The 16474-nt window shown below is 74.1% G+C and carries 18 protein-coding genes; 8 read left to right on the top strand and 10 right to left on the bottom strand.

The genetic code is table 11. The annotated features are described in order from the left end of the window. Positions 1 to 112 precede the first annotated feature (112 nt). On the top strand, positions 113 to 1075 hold the full coding sequence (locus ACZ7RU_RS30945; RefSeq protein ID WP_470344273.1) for a helix-turn-helix transcriptional regulator: 963 nt from the start codon (positions 113 to 115) through the stop codon (positions 1073 to 1075). Between the two features lie 98 nt (positions 1076 to 1173). Here the strand turns inward: ACZ7RU_RS30945 and ACZ7RU_RS30940 are convergent, their stop codons facing one another. Then, complete coding sequence (locus ACZ7RU_RS30940; RefSeq protein WP_387758269.1) at positions 1174 to 1563, bottom strand: thioredoxin family protein; 390 nt, start codon at positions 1561 to 1563, stop codon at positions 1174 to 1176. A gap of 201 nt (positions 1564 to 1764) precedes the next feature. Between ACZ7RU_RS30940 and ACZ7RU_RS30935 the strand changes: the two genes are divergently transcribed. The 3 genes from ACZ7RU_RS30935 to ACZ7RU_RS30925 are packed head-to-tail and all read left to right on the top strand — an operon-like array spanning position 1765 to position 3782. Then, on the top strand, positions 1765 to 2355 hold the full coding sequence (locus tag ACZ7RU_RS30935; RefSeq protein ID WP_470344272.1) for a hypothetical protein: 591 nt from the start codon (positions 1765 to 1767) through the stop codon (positions 2353 to 2355). A gap of 51 nt (positions 2356 to 2406) precedes the next feature. Then, positions 2407 to 2970, top strand: a complete 564-nt coding sequence (locus ACZ7RU_RS30930; RefSeq protein WP_470344400.1) for a sigma-70 family RNA polymerase sigma factor — start codon at positions 2407 to 2409, stop codon at positions 2968 to 2970. Next, a complete protein-coding gene (locus ACZ7RU_RS30925; protein ID WP_470344271.1) occupies positions 2967 to 3782 on the top strand; it encodes a zf-HC2 domain-containing protein in 816 nt (271 codons plus the stop codon). The genes ACZ7RU_RS30930 and ACZ7RU_RS30925 overlap by 4 nt, the downstream gene beginning before the upstream one ends. On the opposite strand, the gene ACZ7RU_RS30920 is transcribed toward ACZ7RU_RS30925, so the two are convergent. From ACZ7RU_RS30920 to ACZ7RU_RS30905, 4 genes are all read right to left on the bottom strand, one after another. Continuing rightward, complete coding sequence (locus ACZ7RU_RS30920; protein ID WP_470344270.1) at positions 3750 to 4115, bottom strand: hypothetical protein; 366 nt, start codon at positions 4113 to 4115, stop codon at positions 3750 to 3752. The two genes, ACZ7RU_RS30925 and ACZ7RU_RS30920, sit on opposite strands and share 33 nt — an antisense overlap. Before the next feature lie 48 nt (positions 4116 to 4163). Beyond that, complete coding sequence (locus ACZ7RU_RS30915) at positions 4164 to 4784, bottom strand: hypothetical protein (RefSeq protein WP_470344269.1); 621 nt, start codon at positions 4782 to 4784, stop codon at positions 4164 to 4166. Between the two features lie 699 nt (positions 4785 to 5483). Continuing rightward, entirely contained in the window at positions 5484 to 5996 is a 513-nt protein-coding gene (locus ACZ7RU_RS30910; RefSeq protein ID WP_470344268.1) for a DUF1990 family protein, read from the bottom strand. After that, positions 5993 to 6880, bottom strand: a complete 888-nt coding sequence (locus tag ACZ7RU_RS30905; protein WP_470344267.1) for a YndJ family protein — start codon at positions 6878 to 6880, stop codon at positions 5993 to 5995. The genes ACZ7RU_RS30910 and ACZ7RU_RS30905 overlap by 4 nt, the downstream gene beginning before the upstream one ends. Positions 6881 to 7055: 175 nt before the next feature. On the opposite strand from ACZ7RU_RS30905, the gene ACZ7RU_RS30900 reads away from it, so the two are divergent. Next, positions 7056 to 7325 carry a DUF1876 domain-containing protein gene (locus tag ACZ7RU_RS30900; protein ID WP_470344266.1) on the top strand — a complete coding sequence of 90 codons (270 nt, stop codon included), beginning with the start codon at positions 7056 to 7058 and terminating at the stop codon, positions 7323 to 7325. 117 nt (positions 7326 to 7442) lie between these two features. Here ACZ7RU_RS30900 and ACZ7RU_RS30895 read toward each other — a convergent pair whose 3' ends face one another. From ACZ7RU_RS30895 to ACZ7RU_RS30885, 3 genes are all read right to left on the bottom strand, one after another. After that, positions 7443 to 7883 (bottom strand): PPOX class F420-dependent oxidoreductase, encoded by a 441-nt coding sequence (locus ACZ7RU_RS30895; RefSeq protein WP_470344265.1) that lies wholly within the window; start codon positions 7881 to 7883, stop codon positions 7443 to 7445. A 336-nt stretch (positions 7884 to 8219) separates the two neighbouring features. Next, on the bottom strand, positions 8220 to 9746 hold the full coding sequence (locus tag ACZ7RU_RS30890) for an MFS transporter (RefSeq protein WP_470344264.1): 1527 nt from the start codon (positions 9744 to 9746) through the stop codon (positions 8220 to 8222). Between the two features lie 187 nt (positions 9747 to 9933). After that, a complete protein-coding gene (locus tag ACZ7RU_RS30885) occupies positions 9934 to 10611 on the bottom strand; it encodes a TetR/AcrR family transcriptional regulator (protein WP_470344263.1) in 678 nt (225 codons plus the stop codon). 313 nt (positions 10612 to 10924) lie between these two features. Between ACZ7RU_RS30885 and ACZ7RU_RS30880 the strand changes: the two genes are divergently transcribed. After that, on the top strand, positions 10925 to 11713 hold the full coding sequence (locus tag ACZ7RU_RS30880) for a VOC family protein (RefSeq protein WP_470344262.1): 789 nt from the start codon (positions 10925 to 10927) through the stop codon (positions 11711 to 11713). Between the two features lie 93 nt (positions 11714 to 11806). Here ACZ7RU_RS30880 and ACZ7RU_RS30875 read toward each other — a convergent pair whose 3' ends face one another. Further along, complete coding sequence (locus ACZ7RU_RS30875) at positions 11807 to 12286, bottom strand: hemerythrin domain-containing protein (protein ID WP_470344261.1); 480 nt, start codon at positions 12284 to 12286, stop codon at positions 11807 to 11809. Positions 12287 to 12438: 152 nt separating this feature from the next. Then, the gene (locus tag ACZ7RU_RS30870; RefSeq protein WP_470344260.1) at positions 12439 to 13035 is read right to left on the bottom strand and encodes a TIGR03086 family metal-binding protein; all 597 of its coding nucleotides are present in this window, start codon (positions 13033 to 13035) and stop codon (positions 12439 to 12441) included. A gap of 211 nt (positions 13036 to 13246) precedes the next feature. Between ACZ7RU_RS30870 and ACZ7RU_RS30865 the strand changes: the two genes are divergently transcribed. Beyond that, on the top strand, positions 13247 to 13813 hold the full coding sequence (locus ACZ7RU_RS30865; protein ID WP_470344259.1) for a DoxX family protein: 567 nt from the start codon (positions 13247 to 13249) through the stop codon (positions 13811 to 13813). Positions 13814 to 14153: 340 nt separating this feature from the next. Next, positions 14154 to 16436 (top strand): M9 family metallopeptidase, encoded by a 2283-nt coding sequence (locus ACZ7RU_RS30860; protein ID WP_470344258.1) that lies wholly within the window; start codon positions 14154 to 14156, stop codon positions 16434 to 16436. Positions 16437 to 16474: the final 38 nt, after the last annotated feature.

The following is a 16474-nucleotide window of genomic DNA, read 5'->3' as shown; positions in this document are numbered from 1 at the left end:
CGGATTTCCCCCGCGTCGCCGTCGGGCGTCCGGAAGGACGGCAGGAAGCGGCACGGAGAGTGGCGCGGCGAGTCGCGCCGACGGGCGGCGCGGAGACGGGAAGGAGCGCACGGTGGAGCACCCGGTCAGCCGTGTCCTCGCCCTGCTGGAACTGCTCCAGGACCGCCCCGGCCTGACCGGTCCCGAACTGGCCGCCCGGCTGGACGTGGACGAGCGCACCGTCCGCCGCTACGCCGCCCGGCTGGCCGAACTCGGCATCCCCGTCCAGGCCGACCGCGGCCGCTACGGGGGCTACCGGCTGCGGCCCGGCTACCGGCTGCCGCCGCTGATGCTCAACCCGGACGAGGCCGCCTCCGTGGTGCTCGGCCTGCTGGCCGGCCGCAGCTCCGGCCTGTCGGTGGGGGAGGGGGCCACCGAGACCGCCCTCGCCAAGATCCAGCGGGTCCTGCCGCCGCCGCTGCGCGAACGCGTCTCCGCCGTCGAACAGACCCTCGGCCTCACCGCCCTCCCCGCCGCCGGCCCCGGCCCGGCCGCCGCCGCGCTGTTCACCCTGGCCGAGGCGGCCCGTCGGCGGCGCCGGGTGCGGCTCTCCTACCGGGACCGCGAGGACCGGCCCAGCGAGCGCGAGTTCGACCCGTACGGGCTGGTCTTCCACTCCGGGCGCTGGTACACCACGGGGCTCGACCACCGCAGCGGCGAGCCGCGCACCTTCCGGCTGGACCGGATCACCCGGGTCGAGCAGGGCGAGGCCGGATTCGAGCCGCCCGAGGACTTCGACCCGGTCCAGCGGGTGGTGGAGTCACTGGCGGGGGTGCCCTGGCGGCACCGGGTCGAGGTGGAGCTGGAGGCCACCCTCGCCGAGGCCCGCCGCCGGCTGCCGCCCGCCGTCGGGACGCTCACCGAACTCGCCGGGGGCCGGGTGCTGCTGCGGGCCCGGGCGCAGAACCTGGACGGCGTCGCGGTGCTGCTGGCCGGGCTGGGGTGGCCGTTCACCGTCCGGGAGCCCGCAGCCCTGCGCGCCGAGGTACGGGCGCTCGCGGCCCGGCTCGCTGCCTGGGGCGCCGAACCCGACTGACAATCCGGAGCCCGGGCGCAGGCACGTCCTGGCATGGGTGGGCCCGGCACGGCGAGGGCCCGGGGAGACGACGCTCCCCGGGCCCTCGGACGTCCGGATCAGGCCTGGCCGCCGGCCGCCTGCTCCTCGGCGACCTTGCGCTTCACCTCGGCCATGTCCAGGCCGCGGGCCTGGCCGATCAGGTCCTCGAACACCGCCTCCGGCAGCGCTCCGGGCTGCGAGAAGACGAGCACGCCCTCACGGATGATCGCCAGCGTCGGGATCGACTGGATGTCGAACGCGGCGGCCAGCTCCTGCTGCGCCTCGGTGTCCACCTTGGCGAAGACCAGGTCCGAGTGGCGCTCGGCCGCCTTCTCGTACACCGGGGCGAACTGGCGGCACGGCCCGCACCACCCGGCCCAGAAGTCGATGAAGACGAAGTCCTTGCCCTCCGGGCCCGGGACGATCTCGTCGAAGTTCTCCTTGGTCAGCTCGACCGTGCTGCTCATCTCGCGCTTCCTTCCCTTCCGGCGGTGGCGGTCCGGGCCGGTTCGGGCCTGGTGCCCGCCACAACGGCCCCGGTCGACGGGGTATTCCGGGCGAGGTGCGCCGGGAATCCCGGCGTCCGGGATTGAGCAGCCGACGGCCGCCGCCCGTACCGGAGGGTGTCCGGTCCGTCCCGACCCATTCCCCCGCGCGGGAGGCACCCCATGCGCAGCACACTCCGTACCCGCCGGACCGTCGTGCTGGCCGCGTCCGGCATCGCGGCGGCCGCCCTGATCGCCGGCTGCGGATCGTCCGGCGGCTCCTCGGGATCGTCGGGCAGGCCGAGCGCCCCGGCGGGCGTCACGATGCAGACCGCCCAGGACCCGAAGCTGGGCACGATCGTCACCGACAGCGCCGGCTTCACGCTCTACCGCTTCGACCAGGACCGGAACAGCCCGCCGGAGTCCTCCTGCAACGGGAGCTGCGCCGTCGTCTGGCCGCCCGAGCACGCCGACGGCGACGTCACGGTGAAGGGCATCGACAGCAAGCTGGTCGGCACCGTCACCCGCGCCGACGGCACCAGGCAGGTCACCCTCAACGGCTGGCCGGCCTACCGCTACTCGCCGGACGCCAAGCCCGGCGACACCAAGGGCCAGGGCGTCGGCGGCACCTGGTTCGCGCTGACCCCGAGCGGCGGCAGGGCGGGCGCCCCGGGCGCCCCGGGTGGCTCCACGCCGAGCCCGACGAACCCCGGCAACCCGATGCCCGGCACCCCTGCACCCGGTACCCCGATGCCCGGTGCCCCGGGCTACTGACCGGTTCCGACCGCCCTCGACCAGGAGGCCCGGGTGCGCGACGATGATGTGGTGACCGAGGAGCACCCCGTCGGCCGCTCCGGCCGCTCCGGCGGCCACGGCGCGGGGGCGCCGGACGAGGACCTGATGCGCGCCCTGTACCGGGAGCACGCCGGTCCGCTGTTCGGCTTCGTGCTCCACCTGGTCGCCGGGGACCGGCAGCGGGCCGAGGACGTCGTGCAGGAGACGCTGGTCCGCGCCTGGCGCAACATCCACCGGCTCGACCCGGAGGGCGGCTCGCTGCGGCCCTGGCTGGTCACGGTCGCGCGGCGGATCGTGATCGACGGCCACCGCAGCGCTCTGGCCCGGCCGCGCGAGGTGGACGCGTCGGCGCTGGAGCAGTTGCCCGCCGAGGACGAGACCGACCGGGCGCTGCGGATGATGACCGTCGCGGACGCGCTCGACGACCTCTCGCCCGCCCACCGGGAGATCATCGTCGAGACCTACCTGAAGGGCCGCACGGCCAACGAGGCGGCCGCCGAACTCGGCATCCCGGCCGGGACGGTGCGCTCGCGGGTGTTCTACGCGCTGCGCTCGCTCAGGCTCGCGCTGGAGGAACGGGGAGTGACATCGTGACCAGGCACCCCGACCCCGACCCCGCCCCCGACCGGCTGCCCGACGGCCTGCCCGGCGGCGCCGTCCGGCCTGGCGACGCCGCCGGCGCACCTCGCCACGTCCCCGGCCCGGAGCACGTCGACGCCGGTGCGTACGTCCTCGGCCTGCTGGAGCCCGCCGAGCGCGCCGCCTTCGAACGGCACCTCGCCGACTGCCCGCAGTGCGTCGATCAGGTGTCCCGACTCGGCCCGATGGAGCCGCTGTTGGCCGAGTACGCGGCCACCGCGCGGGCGGCCGGGACCGACCCGGCCGACCCCGCCCCGCAACCGGACCCGCAGTTGCTGGAACGGCTGGTCGCCGAGGTCGGCGCCACCCGGCGGCGGGGCCGGGTGCGGCGGCTGGTGCTGGCCCTGGCCGCGACCGTGATGGTGGCGGCCGGCCCCGCCGTCACCGCCGCCGTGATCACCGCCGAGCGGACGCCCGCCGTGGTCGCGGCCGCCCAGCAGTTCAGCGCCACCGACCCGGGCACCGGCGCGCACGCGACCGTCGGGGTGGACGGCGCCACCTGGGGCAGCCGGATCAGCCTGCAACTCGGCGGCGTCCAGGGCCCGTTGACCTGTCGGCTGGTCGCCGTCTCGCGCACCGGCGAGCAGCAGACCGTTACCACCTGGTCCGTCCCGGCGGGCGGCTACGCGAACGGGAACGGAGGCGGGGACGGCACCGTGCGCACCACCGGCGGCACGGCGCTCCAGCCCGGGGACATCGACCACTTCGAGGTCCGGGTCCAGGACGGCGGCGCGCTACTGGTCGCGATCCCGACCCACCCCGCCTGACTCCCGGCGGACCGCGTACGACTCCAACCGCTCCACCCGGGCCGTCCCCCGGACACCGGGCCAGTGCGGGCTCGGCTCGCCGGTGGCGGTCATGTGCTCCCGCCGCCAGGTCCGGCGCCAGCCGACCCGCAGCGCAGGCTCGAACCCGTGCCACCGCCCGCAGCCGCAGGGCGCCGGCACCCGGGCACAGCAGCGGCACAGCTCGGCGTGGCCGCTGCCGTGGCCGGTCGGGAGCCGCACCGGCGGCCCCTGCTCCCCGCAGGCCGGGCAGCCCGGCAGGTCGACGCCGTCCAACAGCGCGTTCTGCCGCCGGACGTACTCGGGCAGCCGCAACGGCGGGTGCAGGAACGGGTCGTGCTGCCAGGCCGCGTCCGGCGAGCGTCACGACGGCGGCTCCAGGTCCAGGGCGCGGGCGAGCGCGGCGGTGACGGCGGCGGCGTACCCGGGCACCTGCCGCTCGGCCCACTCCGCCGCGAGCGCGAGGAAGTCGCGCAGGTCCCGCTCGGCACCGGCGAGCAGTCGGCGCAGTTCGTCCACCGGCAGCTCGATCACCGGGCCTCCGCCGCCCTCGGCGTCCTGGCTCAGCCGGACGACCCGGGCGACGCACTCGGCCCGGGCGTCGGGGTCGTGGCCGAACCAGGCGGTCCCGGAGCCGTCCGTGACGTTCAGCCAGTCGCGCCAGTCCTCCAAGCCGCTGCAACAGCCCGGCTCGAAGACGGCACCCGTGGTGGAGTCCGTCACCACCAGCCCGCCGGGCGCGTACGGGTGCGACTCGGAGAGCAGCCCGTGCAGGAAGGCCCCCGGCGGATCCGCCGGCCGGGGCTCGCGCTCCTCGGCCTCGACGTCGTTGTGCTCGGCCAGCCACCACACCGCCGTGCCCACGTCGTCCGGCGCCAGCCGCCCGTCCAGCGTGAGGCTTCCGTACGGCTCGTGGCGGCCCGTCGGCCAGAGCGTGAAGCCGCCGGGAGAGGAGACCTCCAGGACCGGTCGCATCGATATCATCCGCCGATCATCCCGAACAGCCCCCACCCCGACCAGCCGGCCTGCGTGCGGGTCGGTACAGACCCGCAGCCGGACGAAGGCGCGCTGGGCGGGCGGAGCAGCGGGCCCTCCCAGGAGACCGGTCGGCCGGAGCCGGCACCGGAGCGCCGGTCCCCGTTTCCCGCTGGCCTTCGGCCGATCGGCCTGTGTGCGAGCCGGTACAGGTTCGCAGTCGGACCAGGAGGAGCTGACGGAACTGCCTGGTGCCCAGGAGGCGCGGGGAAGAGACCGCCGTGGTCGGTGCCGGACGACCTGTGGGGCCGGACCGAGTCGCTGCTGCACGGCCAGCCCGTATGCCGTGGTGCGGGCCGGTGCTTGTCCGTAGTGGCGGGTGAAGGTGCCCGGGCGCTGGAGGCCGGTCGGCGCGTCGGGCGTGCCAGATGAGCGGCAAGCTGAAGGCGGTGGCCGCGGACCGGTCCGCGACCACCGCCGGGCTCGCTCGACTGGCCTGCGTTGTTCGACCGGTTCTGCCGTGATCCAGGGCAGGGCCCGTTCGCAGTGGAGGGCGACGGTGCGCCGGGCACGCCAGGCGTGCCCGGCGGGCGGCGGTGGCCGGGGAACGGACCCTCGCCGCCTGGGTCGGCGAGCCGGGTGTATCGGGCGATCGACCACCTGACGGTGTCGGCGGGGATCCGCCGCCCGACCGACCGACTCCGCCACTCACCTCGCGTCGGCGGCGATCCGGGCCAGGACGCGTCCGCAGTGGCGGGCGAAGGCGCGTTGGGCGAGGGGGAGGAGCGGGCCGGCCAGCCGGGCGTACCAGGCGACGGGTCGGCTGAAGGCGGTGACGGAGAACCGGACGTCGCCGTCCGGGGCCAGCTCGACGAGGAAGGTCTCCTCGCCGCACGCCAGGTGCCCGGTCCTGGTGCCGTAGGTGAAGCCGTACCGGTCCGGGCCGTCGACCACGGCCAGCACCCGGTTGGGGGCGCCGGCCCGCAGCGGGCCGAGGCCGATGGCGCAGCGTACGGCGACGCCCGGGGCGGCGCGGTCGGCCGCCGCGTCGACGCGGACGCCCGCGAGCCGGTGCATCCGCCATTCGAGCAGGGCGGCTCCGGCGGCCGCCAGGGCGGGGCGGCCGTGGCCGATGAGCGCGCTGTGCCGCAGGTGGTGGTAGCCGGGGGGCAGTTCGCCGGTGCGGCTGGCGCCCTGCTCGGGGTAGCTGTAGTCGTTCATCGGGCGGCCTCCGGGGCCTTGGTCGGGGTGGTGGCGATCCGGTCGGCGCCAGTACGGTCGGCCGCGATCCGGCGCCAGGCGAGCAGGGCGCAGAGCGCGAAGCCGAGCGCGTTGCCGACGCCGTGGGTGGCGGCCATCCAGGTCAGGGTGGGGTGGGGGAGTCCGGCGGCCCGGCCGAGGGCCCACCACAGGGCGAGCACCATGGTGAGCGCGAGGACGGCCGAGGAGACGGCGAGCAGCCGGGCGGTGGCCCGGTCGCCGCTGCGGGGGCGCAGTTCCCGCCAGGTGACCAGGCCGACCAGCCACATGCCGGTGGTGAGCACGACGGCCCCGGCGAACTGCCACCAGTTGCCGAGGAAGTACCCGGCCAGCACCAGGAGGGTGCCCGCCGGGACGCTGAGCGCCGCGCAGCGGGCCGCGGCGGAGTCCGGGCGGGCGGCGCGGCAGACGAGTCCGGCGACCAGGGCGGCGGTGAACCCGGCGTAGTGGAAGTGCGGGACGGTGAGCGCCAGGATGTGCGGCTCGAAGCCGAACAGCGGGTAGCCGGAGCGCTCGGCGACCAGGGCGACCCCGGCCACCGAGGGCGCGGCGAGTGCGGTGAGCACCGCGACCTCGGCGGGCGCGAGCGAACGGGTGCGGGCCAGCCGCAGCGGCGCATGGAGGGCGATCGCCAGGGTGCCGAGCGCGTAGAGCACGGCACTGCCGGTGGCCAGGGCGCCGCGGGGCAGCCAGAGCGAGAGCGCGCCGGGTACTGCCGCGATCGGCCATAGCCGGCGGACCCGGGCGAGCCCGGGCTCGCCGACCAGGGCCATGCCGAGTGGGACGACGGCGCCCATGCCGAGCAGGATCAGCAGGTCGACCAGTTCCGTGGTGCCTGTCCCCATCGTGGACACCCCCCTTGAACGCGTTCAAATGGCTTGCGTCGCTGACTCTACGCGGATGAATTGAACGCGTTCAACCCGCCCCCGGGTCCGACCCGGTGACGTCCGGATCCGCTGGCCTGGTGTTCACGGTGGGTGCGGCGCACCCTGGAGGAGTAACCGATGGAGGTGATCCGCCATGCAGACTCTGGTCGGTTGGCACATCGAGATGGAGTTCCGCGAAGAGGGGCCGCGGACCAGCGCCGCGGCGCTGCTGCGGCTCGGCGACGGGACCGAACTACGCGCCCACGGCTACAGCAGCCGCCATCCCTCCGACCCGGAACAGCTGAGGGTCGGCGAGGAGATCGCGGGGGCCCGCGCGCTCAACGAGCTCGCCTCGCAGCTGCTCACCAAGGCCCACGGCGAGATCCAGGACGTCAGTCCGGTCCCGACCCACCCGCTGTCCTGACGTCCGACGCGGTCGGACGACGGTCGGATGGCAGTCGGACGGTGGTCGATCGGTGGTCGATCGGCCGCCGCTCCCGGAGCCCGGGCGTCCGGGTGCCCGAAGCGAACTGATGCCCCGTCAGTTGGCGCAGTAGCCGGCGGGCGGCCGCCACTCCGGGCCGACCAGCCGCTGTTCCAGTTCGCTCGGCGTGATCCGGATCCCGACCGTCCCCGCCAGTCCCACCCGGAACCGGCTGCGGGCCAGCACGAGCAGCGCCGTCAGGCCGTACTTGTTGATCAGCGAGATGCGGTAGCGGGCGGTGTCGTCGGCGTCGCAGAGCCGTGCCCGGGCCGGGACCTGGCGGCCGGTGGGGCGCCCGTGGGCGTCGCAGGGGCCGATCAGTACCCGGGGATGGCGGCGGATCCGTTCGGCCTCGCCGGAGTGGGCCGGGGCCCAGACCCCGAGGGCCGTGCCGTCCGGCACCACCCAGAGCTGCGAGTCCATGCGGCCGCCGTCCTCGTCGAAGGTGGTGAGCAGGAGGTACCTGCTGTCGGCGAGCCCGTCGGTTCGGTGGTGCACCTGTCCTCCCTGTGCCGTCGGGGGGTGCGGGTCGGAGCTGGTGGCCCTCGGCGGTCTCGCGGAACTCCTCGGCGGTCGGCTCGGGGATCCGGCCGCTCTCGCCGCGGAACGCCGTGGAACGCCGTGGAACCCGCGCGAGTGCCGGGTCCGGGTGCGGGTGAGCATGCCCGCCGGGCGGGCCACTCCATTCTCGTCGACCGCGGCGGACAGTACGAGGGGGCAGGGCTGTTCGTGCGCCGTGAGCCGGGCGTGCGGGCCCGGGAACGGCGAGCGGCCCGCCCGGTGTCGTGGAGGACACCGGACGGGCCGCGTACGCACCCGAGCAACCCCTGGGCGTCAGTGCACCAGCACCGGCACCTCGTTCTCCTTCGCCGCGCCCGTGCCCGGGCCCGCCGCGGCACCCGGCCGGCCGGCGTTGACGAAGGTGAAGGCGACCGCGGCGGCCGCCACCAGGATCCCGAAGGACACCCAGATCGCGGTCGAGAAGCCGTGCACCATGCCCTGGAACTGGAACGCCTTGGCGGCCTCCGGCGAGGTGGCCGCCGCGGTGGCGTGCGAGGCGAGCCAGCCGGTGGTCGCGCTGGCCGCGATGGTGTTCAGCAGCGCGGTGCCGATGGCGCCGCCGACCTGCTGCGAGGTGTTGACCATCGCCGAGGCCACTCCCGCGTCGCGCGGCTGGACGCCGTGCGTGGCGAGGCTCATGGCCGGCATGAACGCGGTACCCATGCCGAGGCCCATCAGGACCAGGCCGGGCAGGATCAGCGCCGGGTAGGAGGTGTCCACGCCGATGTGGGCCAGCAGGAACATGCCGACCGAGGCGGTCAGGAAGCCGGGCGCCATCAGGTAGCGGGCCGGGACCCTGGTCATCAGCCGGGCGCCGATCTGGGTCGAGCCGGTGATCATGCCCGCCACCATCGGCAGGAAGGCCACGCCGGTCAGCACCGGGCTGTAGCCCAGCACGATCTGCAGGTAGTAGGTCAGGAAGAGGAACAGACCGAACATGCCGATCACTGCCATGCCCAGCGACAGGTACACCCCGCCGCGGTTGCGGTCGAGCACCACGCGCAGCGGCAGCAGCGGGGCCTTGACCCGGCGCTCCACTAGCACGAAGGCAGTCAGCAGTACGGCGGCCGCGACGAACAGCCCCACGGTGCTGGCGGACGACCAGCCGTCGGCCTCGGCGCGGGTGAAGGCGTAGACCAGCGAGACCAGGCCGGCGGTCACCAGCAGCACGCCGGGGACGTCCAGCCTGTTGCGGTTGCGGCCCTCGGCGGGCTCGCGGATCACCATGACGGCGCCGACGGCGGCCACGATGGCGAACGGGATGTTGACGAAGAAGGTCCAGCGCCAGTTCATGTACTCGGTGAGCAGGCCGCCGAGGATCAGACCGATCGCGCCACCGCCACCGGCGATCGCGCCGTAGATGCCGAAGGCCTTGGCGCGCTCCCTGGCCTCGGTGAAGGTCACCGCGAGCAGCGACAGCGCGGCCGGCGCGAGCAGCGCGCCGAACACGCCCTGCAGGGCGCGGGCGCCGAGCAGCATCGCGGTGTTGGCCGCGGCGCCGCCGAGCGCGGAGGCGAGGGCGAAGCCGGTCAGGCCGACGATGAAGGTCCGCTTGCGGCCCCACAGGTCCGCGATCCGGCCGCCGAACAGCAGCAGGCCGCCGAAGGCCAGCGCGTAGGCGGTGATCACCCACTGGCGGTTGCCGTCGGAGATGCCCAGGTCCTGCTGTGCGGACGGCAGGGCGATGTTCACGATGGTCGCGTCGAGGACGACCATCAGCTGGGCGAGGCCGATGAATATCAGCGCCTTCCAGCGCCGGGGATCGGGCAGCGTCGCCGGTCGGGCGTCGGTTTGAGGCATGGGGGTACTCACTTCACGGTGCGTGTGGTGTGCGTGAACGGTCGAGCGCCGTACGGGGACACGGCAGGTCGCCGTACGGAAGGTGCGGTGTCAGGGCGCGCCGGGGCGCGGCAGGGCGCCGCCGGGCGGTCGGTCCTACGTCGTCGGTACTGCGTGGTCGGTACGGGCGGTCGGTGCTGGTACTCGGTCAGTTCTGGGGCTGGAAGTCCTCGAAGGTCGCGGCCCTGCCGGGCAGGGTCGAAGGCGCCGGAGCGCGCAGGCCGTCCAGGAAGATCTGCAGGTGCCGGTGGACGAAGTCGTCGAGCAGTCGGCAGGAGGTGTTCGGCAGCGGCCGGGTCAGCTGGCTCATCGCGATGAACAGGTCACCGTGATCGACGTCCGCCCGCAGCTCGCCCGTGGCCCGGGCGCGCTCCATCAGCCCGCCCACGGCGGCCTGCAGACGCTCCCGGATCTCGGTCAACTCCGGGCCGAACGGGTCGACATGGGTGCTGAACAGGGTGCAGAGGCCGCCGACCTTCTCTCCGACGGACGCGTGCACGAACCGCTGGAGGGCGTCGAACGGGCCGCCGCCGTCAGGAGCGTCCGCCTCCACCGTCGCCGCCTCGGCGAGGGCCAGGATGCGGTTCTTGACGAGCACCGCCACCTCGTGGATCAGCGCCATCCGGTCCGGGAAGTTCCGGTACAGCGTGGCGTTGCCGACCCCCGCCCGCTTCGCGATCTCGTCCAGCGGCGCGTCCGCACCGTGCTCGACGAACGCGTCCCGGGCCGCCAGCACGATCCGCTCCCGGTTCCGGCTCGCGTCCGCACGCAACTTCGGCGTACGCGCGCTCCCGGCGGGACGGCCCGACTCGGCGGTGGTGGTCACGACGACTGCTCCTCAGGATACCGGGGAAATTCTCCCCGCTTCTGCCAACGTACTCGGAAACGGGGAATCTGTCCCCGGAATTTCCCGCGCCGATGTGACCTGCGTCACGTCGACGAGAGTGCGGCTGTTGCGGCCGGGCCGCAGCGGTGAGATCTCCCCGGACACCGGGCCCCTCGAGAAGCGGGTGCGCTGATCCCGGGCATGGCTTCCCGGGGCGGTGCGGGTGGCGGCCTAGGGTGTGGGTGTCCCGGGCGGCCGGTGGGCCGTGGGAGTCGGGAGGGGCCCGGCGGCCGGGTGGGCGAGGAGGTTCGCGATGAGCAGCGGTGAGACGGCCGCGAGGGTGCGCTGTGTGGCGGCCGTACCGTGCTGGGTGAGCCTGATGGCCCGGGACCTGGAGGACGCCGAGGAGTTCTACGGGCCGCTGCTCGGCTGGGAGTTCGAGCCCGTGGCGGACCGCTTCGGTCCGTACGTGCACGCGGTGACCGGCGGGGAGGCGGTGGCCGGGCTGGGCGTCGCCGGCGTCGGGGCGATCCCGCGCGCGTGGACCAGCTACTTCGGGACGGAGAGCGCCGACGCCGCCGCCGACGCGGTGCGCGAGCGCGGCGCGACGCTGGCGGTCGGCCCGCTGGCCTTCGACGCCGGGCGGGTGGCCTTCGCGGCGGACCCGGCGGGCGCGGCGTTCGGCATCTGGGAGGGCCCGCCGGGCCGGGCCCGGCGGCTGGACCTGCCCGGGGCGCCGGTCTGGATCGAGCTGCGCACCCCGGACCCGTTCGCGGCGGCGCTGTTCTACGGCGAGGTGTTCCGCTGGGACGGCCGCGACCCGGAGCGCTTCGACGTCCGCTGGGAGCACGACCGGGTGGTGCTGCGCGCCGAGGGGCACAGCGTGGCCGCGCTGGCCAAGGAGCAGTCGGGCGGCCCGGCCGGGACGCCGCCGCACTGGGAGGTGTCCTTCGCCGTCCCGGACACCGACCGGGCGCTGGCCCGGGCCGTGGAGCTGGGCGGCGGGGCGATCGGCCCGGCCTTCGACTCCCCTTACGGCCGGGTGGCTCGGCTGCGGGACCGCGACGGCGCCCGGTTCGCGGTGATCGGCCCGAAGGGCTGATCGGCCAGTGATCGGCCAGTGATCGGCCAGTGATTGGCCACTGATCGGCCACCGCCGGCCGATGATCGGCCACTGATCAGCCGAAAGGATCGATCAGCCCGAAGGACCGGCCGGCCCCTCGGGTGCCTCCAGCTCCGCCCGTTCCGCCCGCAGCCGGTCGCCCAGCGCGGTGCGGGCGGCCGCGGGCAGGGCCTTGCGCGCGGCCGGGAAGAGCCGCTCCTCCTCGCCGCGCAGGTGCTGTCGCAGGGTTTCGGCGAGGCCGCGCAGCAGGGTGTCGAAGACCGGGTCGGCCGGTCCGAGCCCCTGGAGGTCGGCGAGGTACTGCCCGATCGCCAGGTGGTCGTGGATGCTGCGGTACACCAGGGCCCCGCCGTCGGGCACGTCGTGCTGCACCACCGGGAAGAGGTGCTCCTCCTCGGCGGCGCAGTGGGCGAACAGCAGGTCGGTCAGCCGGGAGAGCAGCTCGCCGCGCCCGGGGTCGTCGGCCGGTGCGGCCTCGATCCGGTCCAGCAGCTCGGTGGCCGCCCGGTGGTCGGCGGTGAACTCGCCGAGGATGTCAGGCCTGCGGCTCATGGCCCGCCGCCTCTCGCACGGAAGACTTCCCCCTGCCTTCCAGTATCCGGCGCCGGGCCGCTCACCCGGAGTAGCGTCCCCGGCACACCCGGAGTCGCGCCCCGACGTGCCCGGGCCGGCCCCCGTTCACCCCGGGCCCGGCCCGCCCCCGCTCACCCGCCGTCCCGCCGCCCGGTGAGGGCGAGCAGCCGGGTCTGCGGGGCGGCGTCGTCGGGCACCGGCACCGGTGGGTCGAAGAGCCCGCTGCCGGAGAGGTCCCCGTACCCGCTGAACTCGCCGAGCGCGAACTCGACGAGCCCGGCGGGCAGGCGGGTGCGCCGTCCGATGCCCTCGGCGAGGTCCCAGGTGTGGACCACCAGGTCGGTGGTGAGCTGGTCCAGGTAGTACTGGCCGGAGACGTCCCCGTAGGAGAGGTGGACGGTCAGCTCGGTGGCGCCGGGGACGGCCCACGCCTCCCGGGCGGCCTCGGCGGCCTCGGTCCAGGCGGTGACCGGGTCGTCGCCGAGCACGTCGCCGTCGAAGCGCCCGCCGACCTCGCCGATGGTGGCGCCCATCAGCAGTTCGGGCACCCAGAGCTGCTCGCCGGTGAGGTGGTTGACCAGGTCGCGGACGGACCAGTCGCTGCACGGCGTGGGGGAGTCCCACTGGCCGGGGGTGATGAGCCGGACGCGCTCGCCGAAGGCGTCCAGCGCCTCGGCGTACGGGGTGCCCGCCCGTGCCTCCCGTCGGTGTTGCCTGTGGTGAGCCATGCCTCCACCCTCTCCGGCCCGGACGGGCATCGCGAGTTGTCGACGCCCCGTCAGTTGTTCAAATTCGAACTTCGGGGTACGGTCGGAAGAGCGGCGGTTCAAATTTGAACAATGGCGCGGGGTGGCGACCCCGCCCGCCCGCCGCGCACCACGACCTGACCACGTCCGGCCGCGCCGGACGACGACCGAACCCCGATCGATGGAGACGCGCATGCCGAGCAGCAGCCCGAGCACGACCGCCGCCACCACCGTCAGCCCGGCCCGGGGCAGCGCCGGGCCCGCGACGACCTCCCCGCACGCCTACGACGCCGGACTCCTGCTCCTGCGCCTCGTCCTCGGCCTGACCATGGCCGCGCACGGCAGCCAGAAGCTGTTCGGCTGGTTCGGCGGCGGCGGGATCGACGGCACCGGTCAGTTCTTCACCATGAGCGGCTACCCGGCCGGCAACGCCATGGCCGTGGTGGCCGGCCTCACCGAGACGCTGGGCGGCCTCGCCCTCGCCGTCGGCCTGCTGACCCCGCTGGCCGGCGCCGCGATCGTCGGCACGATGGTCAACGCGATCGCCGTCACCTGGGGCGGCGGCTTCTTCGCCCCGAAGGGCAGTGAGTACGAGCTGCTGCTGACCGCCGGTGCCGCCGCGCTCGCCCTGACCGGCCCCGGCCGCTACGCCGTGGACCGCTTCCTGCCGGTGCTGCGGGCGCACCGCCTGGCGTACGGTGCGGCCGCCGTCGTGGTCGGCCTGGTGACGGCGGGCGTGATCCTGCTGCTGCGCAAGTAGCCGCCGCGGGCAGCCGCGCCGCAAGCGGCTGCTTCGCAAGCGGGAAGGGCATGGTGACGACGCGTCGCCATGCCCTTCCCGTCGTTGCGGATGAGGGGCCTCGGGTAAAGGCCCGGGCCGGTCTTTCGACGGCCCGTCATCACGGCTCCCGCCTCCGTTCCCCGCAAATCGTGCACAACGCGCCGGGTTCCCAGAGGCATGTGATGTGTGCCATGGTACATGTCACATCCCCCGCCGTGCCCGACGGAGCCGCCCCCACGTGGCATCGTCACCAACGGTCCTCGACACCCCCACCGGCCGCGCCCCGAGTCGCGGCCGACGACGGCCCGGAGGCCCCCACGTGAGTCCTTCACGTCTGCTGCGACTCCCGCAGCTGGCACGATTGCTGACGCTCGTCCTGTCCCTGTTCCTGGCGGTCGGCCTGTTCGCCCCCCAGTCCCAGGCCGCCCCCGCCGGCCCCGCGTCCGGCGGCACCCCCGCCCCGACCCCCGCCGGACCGGCCCCCCAGCCGGCCATCGGTGCGCCCGAACGAGCCGACAGCGGGCAGCAGTTGGCCTCGGCCGACGAGCGCGCCCCGCTCCCGGTCGACACCCGGCCGGCCGAGGTCCGGTCGACCGCCAAGGTGTTCGGCCTCGGCGCGGCGGCCGAAAAGCCCTGCAACAAGGGCGACTTCACCGGCCGGACCGGCAGCGACCTGGTCCAGCACATCAAGGACGCCGACATCCAGTGCGTCAACTCGCTGTTCCAGCTCACCGGCGGCGACGCGCGCGGCGCGTTCCGCGAGGAGCAGATGAGCACGGTGGCCTACGCGCTGCGCGACGCGGCGGCCGGCTACCCCGGTGACAACTCCACCTCCGTCGAGCAGTTGGTGCTCTTCCTGCGCGCCGGCTACTTCGTGCAGTGGTACCACAAGGAGGACGTCGGCGAGTACGGCGCCGGCCTCAAGACCGCGATCCAGTCCGGGCTGGACGCCTTCTTCAACAGTGCGCACTCGCGCGACGTCGTGGCGGGCAACGCGCCCATCCTGGGCGAGGCCATCACCCTGATCGACAGCGCGCAGGAGAACGTCCGCTACCTGCCGGTGGTCAAGCGGCTGCTGGGCGACTACAAGGCCGACACCTGGAACCCGGCCGGCATGGCGTGGGCGGTCAACCCGGTGTTCACCGTGCTGTTCCGCGGCCACCAGGTGCCCGGCTTCGACGCGGCCGTCGAGGCGGACCCGAGCGTGCTGGACGCGCTGTCCGACTTCGCGACCCGCAACAACGCCCTGCTCGGCGACACCTACGGCGTGCTGGTCTACAACGCGACCAAGGAGCTGTCCCGCTTCCTGAAGGACACGGCGCTCCAGGCCAAGGTCCGTCCGCTGGCCAAGGCGCTGGTCCAGAAGGCGGAGCCGAAGGGCCGCACCGTCTTCCAGTGGGCCGCCGTCGCCGAGGCGGTCGACTACTACGACATCGGCAACTGCTCGTACTACGGCACCTGCAACAAGTCCGACCAGCTCAAGGCCGGCGTGCTGACCGTCAAGCACGTCTGCAGCCCCAGCATCACCCTGCTCGCCCAGGCGCTGGACAGCACCCAGCTGGGCACCGCCTGCACCAGCCTGAACGGCCAGGACGCGTACTTCCACTCGGTCGCCAAGGACAACGGCGCGGTCAAGGACGACCAGAACAAGACGATCGAGGTCGTGGTCTTCCACTCCTCGCTCGACTACCAGGTGCTGGCCGCCGCGATCTACGGCATCGACACCAACAACGGCGGCATGTACCTGGAGGGCGACCCGGCCAAGGCCGGCAACCAGCCGCGCTTCCTCTGCTACGAGGCCGAGTGGGCCCGCCCGTCCTTCGAGATCTGGAACCTCAACCACGAGTACACCCACTACCTCGACGGCCGGTTCGACATGTACGGCGACTTCGAGGCCGGCATGAAGACCCCGACCGTCTGGTGGGTCGAGGGCTTCGCCGAGTACGTGTCCTACTCGTACCGCAAGGTGAACAACGACGCCGCCGTCGCGGCGGCCGGCCGTCACACCTACAGGCTGAGCGACCTCTTCGACACCGGCTACGGCGACCAGGACCGGGTCTACCGCTGGGGCTACCTGGCCGTGCGCTACATGCTGGAGCAGCACCGCTCCGACGTGGACGCGGTCCTCGCCAAGTACCGCGCCGGTGACTGGGACGGCGCCCGCGCCATCCTGAAGACCACCATCGGCACCCGCTACGACGCCGACTTCGACAGCTGGCTGACCAAGTGCGCGAACGGCGCCTGCGGCACCACTCCGACCGTCCCGCAGGTGCCCGAGTGCAGCGCCGCCGACGTCCGGCAGCTGGACGCCAACTGCGCCCGCAGCAGCGTCGCGGCCGGCACGGGCAACTACGCGCACTTCTACCTGCTGGTGCCGGCCGGCACCAAGCAGGTGAAGATCACCACCAACGGCGGCACCGGCAACGGCGACCTCTACTACAACGCGGCGGGCTGGGCCTACACGAACGCGAACACCGCGCGGTCGACCAACCCGGACAACTCCGAGACGCTGACCGTCACGAACCCGCCGGCGGGTTACGTCTACTTCAGCCTCTACGCCCAGCAGGGCTTCAGCGGGGTGAGCGTCACGAGCGAGATGTGAGCCGAGTACGGCGAACGGACAGGTGACCGCCCCGGGCG

It is taken from the genome of Kitasatospora sp. NPDC114501 (assembly GCF_055633695.1).
Note: the sequence above shows the minus strand (reverse complement) of the source record. Positions and strands in the feature narration are given on the sequence as shown.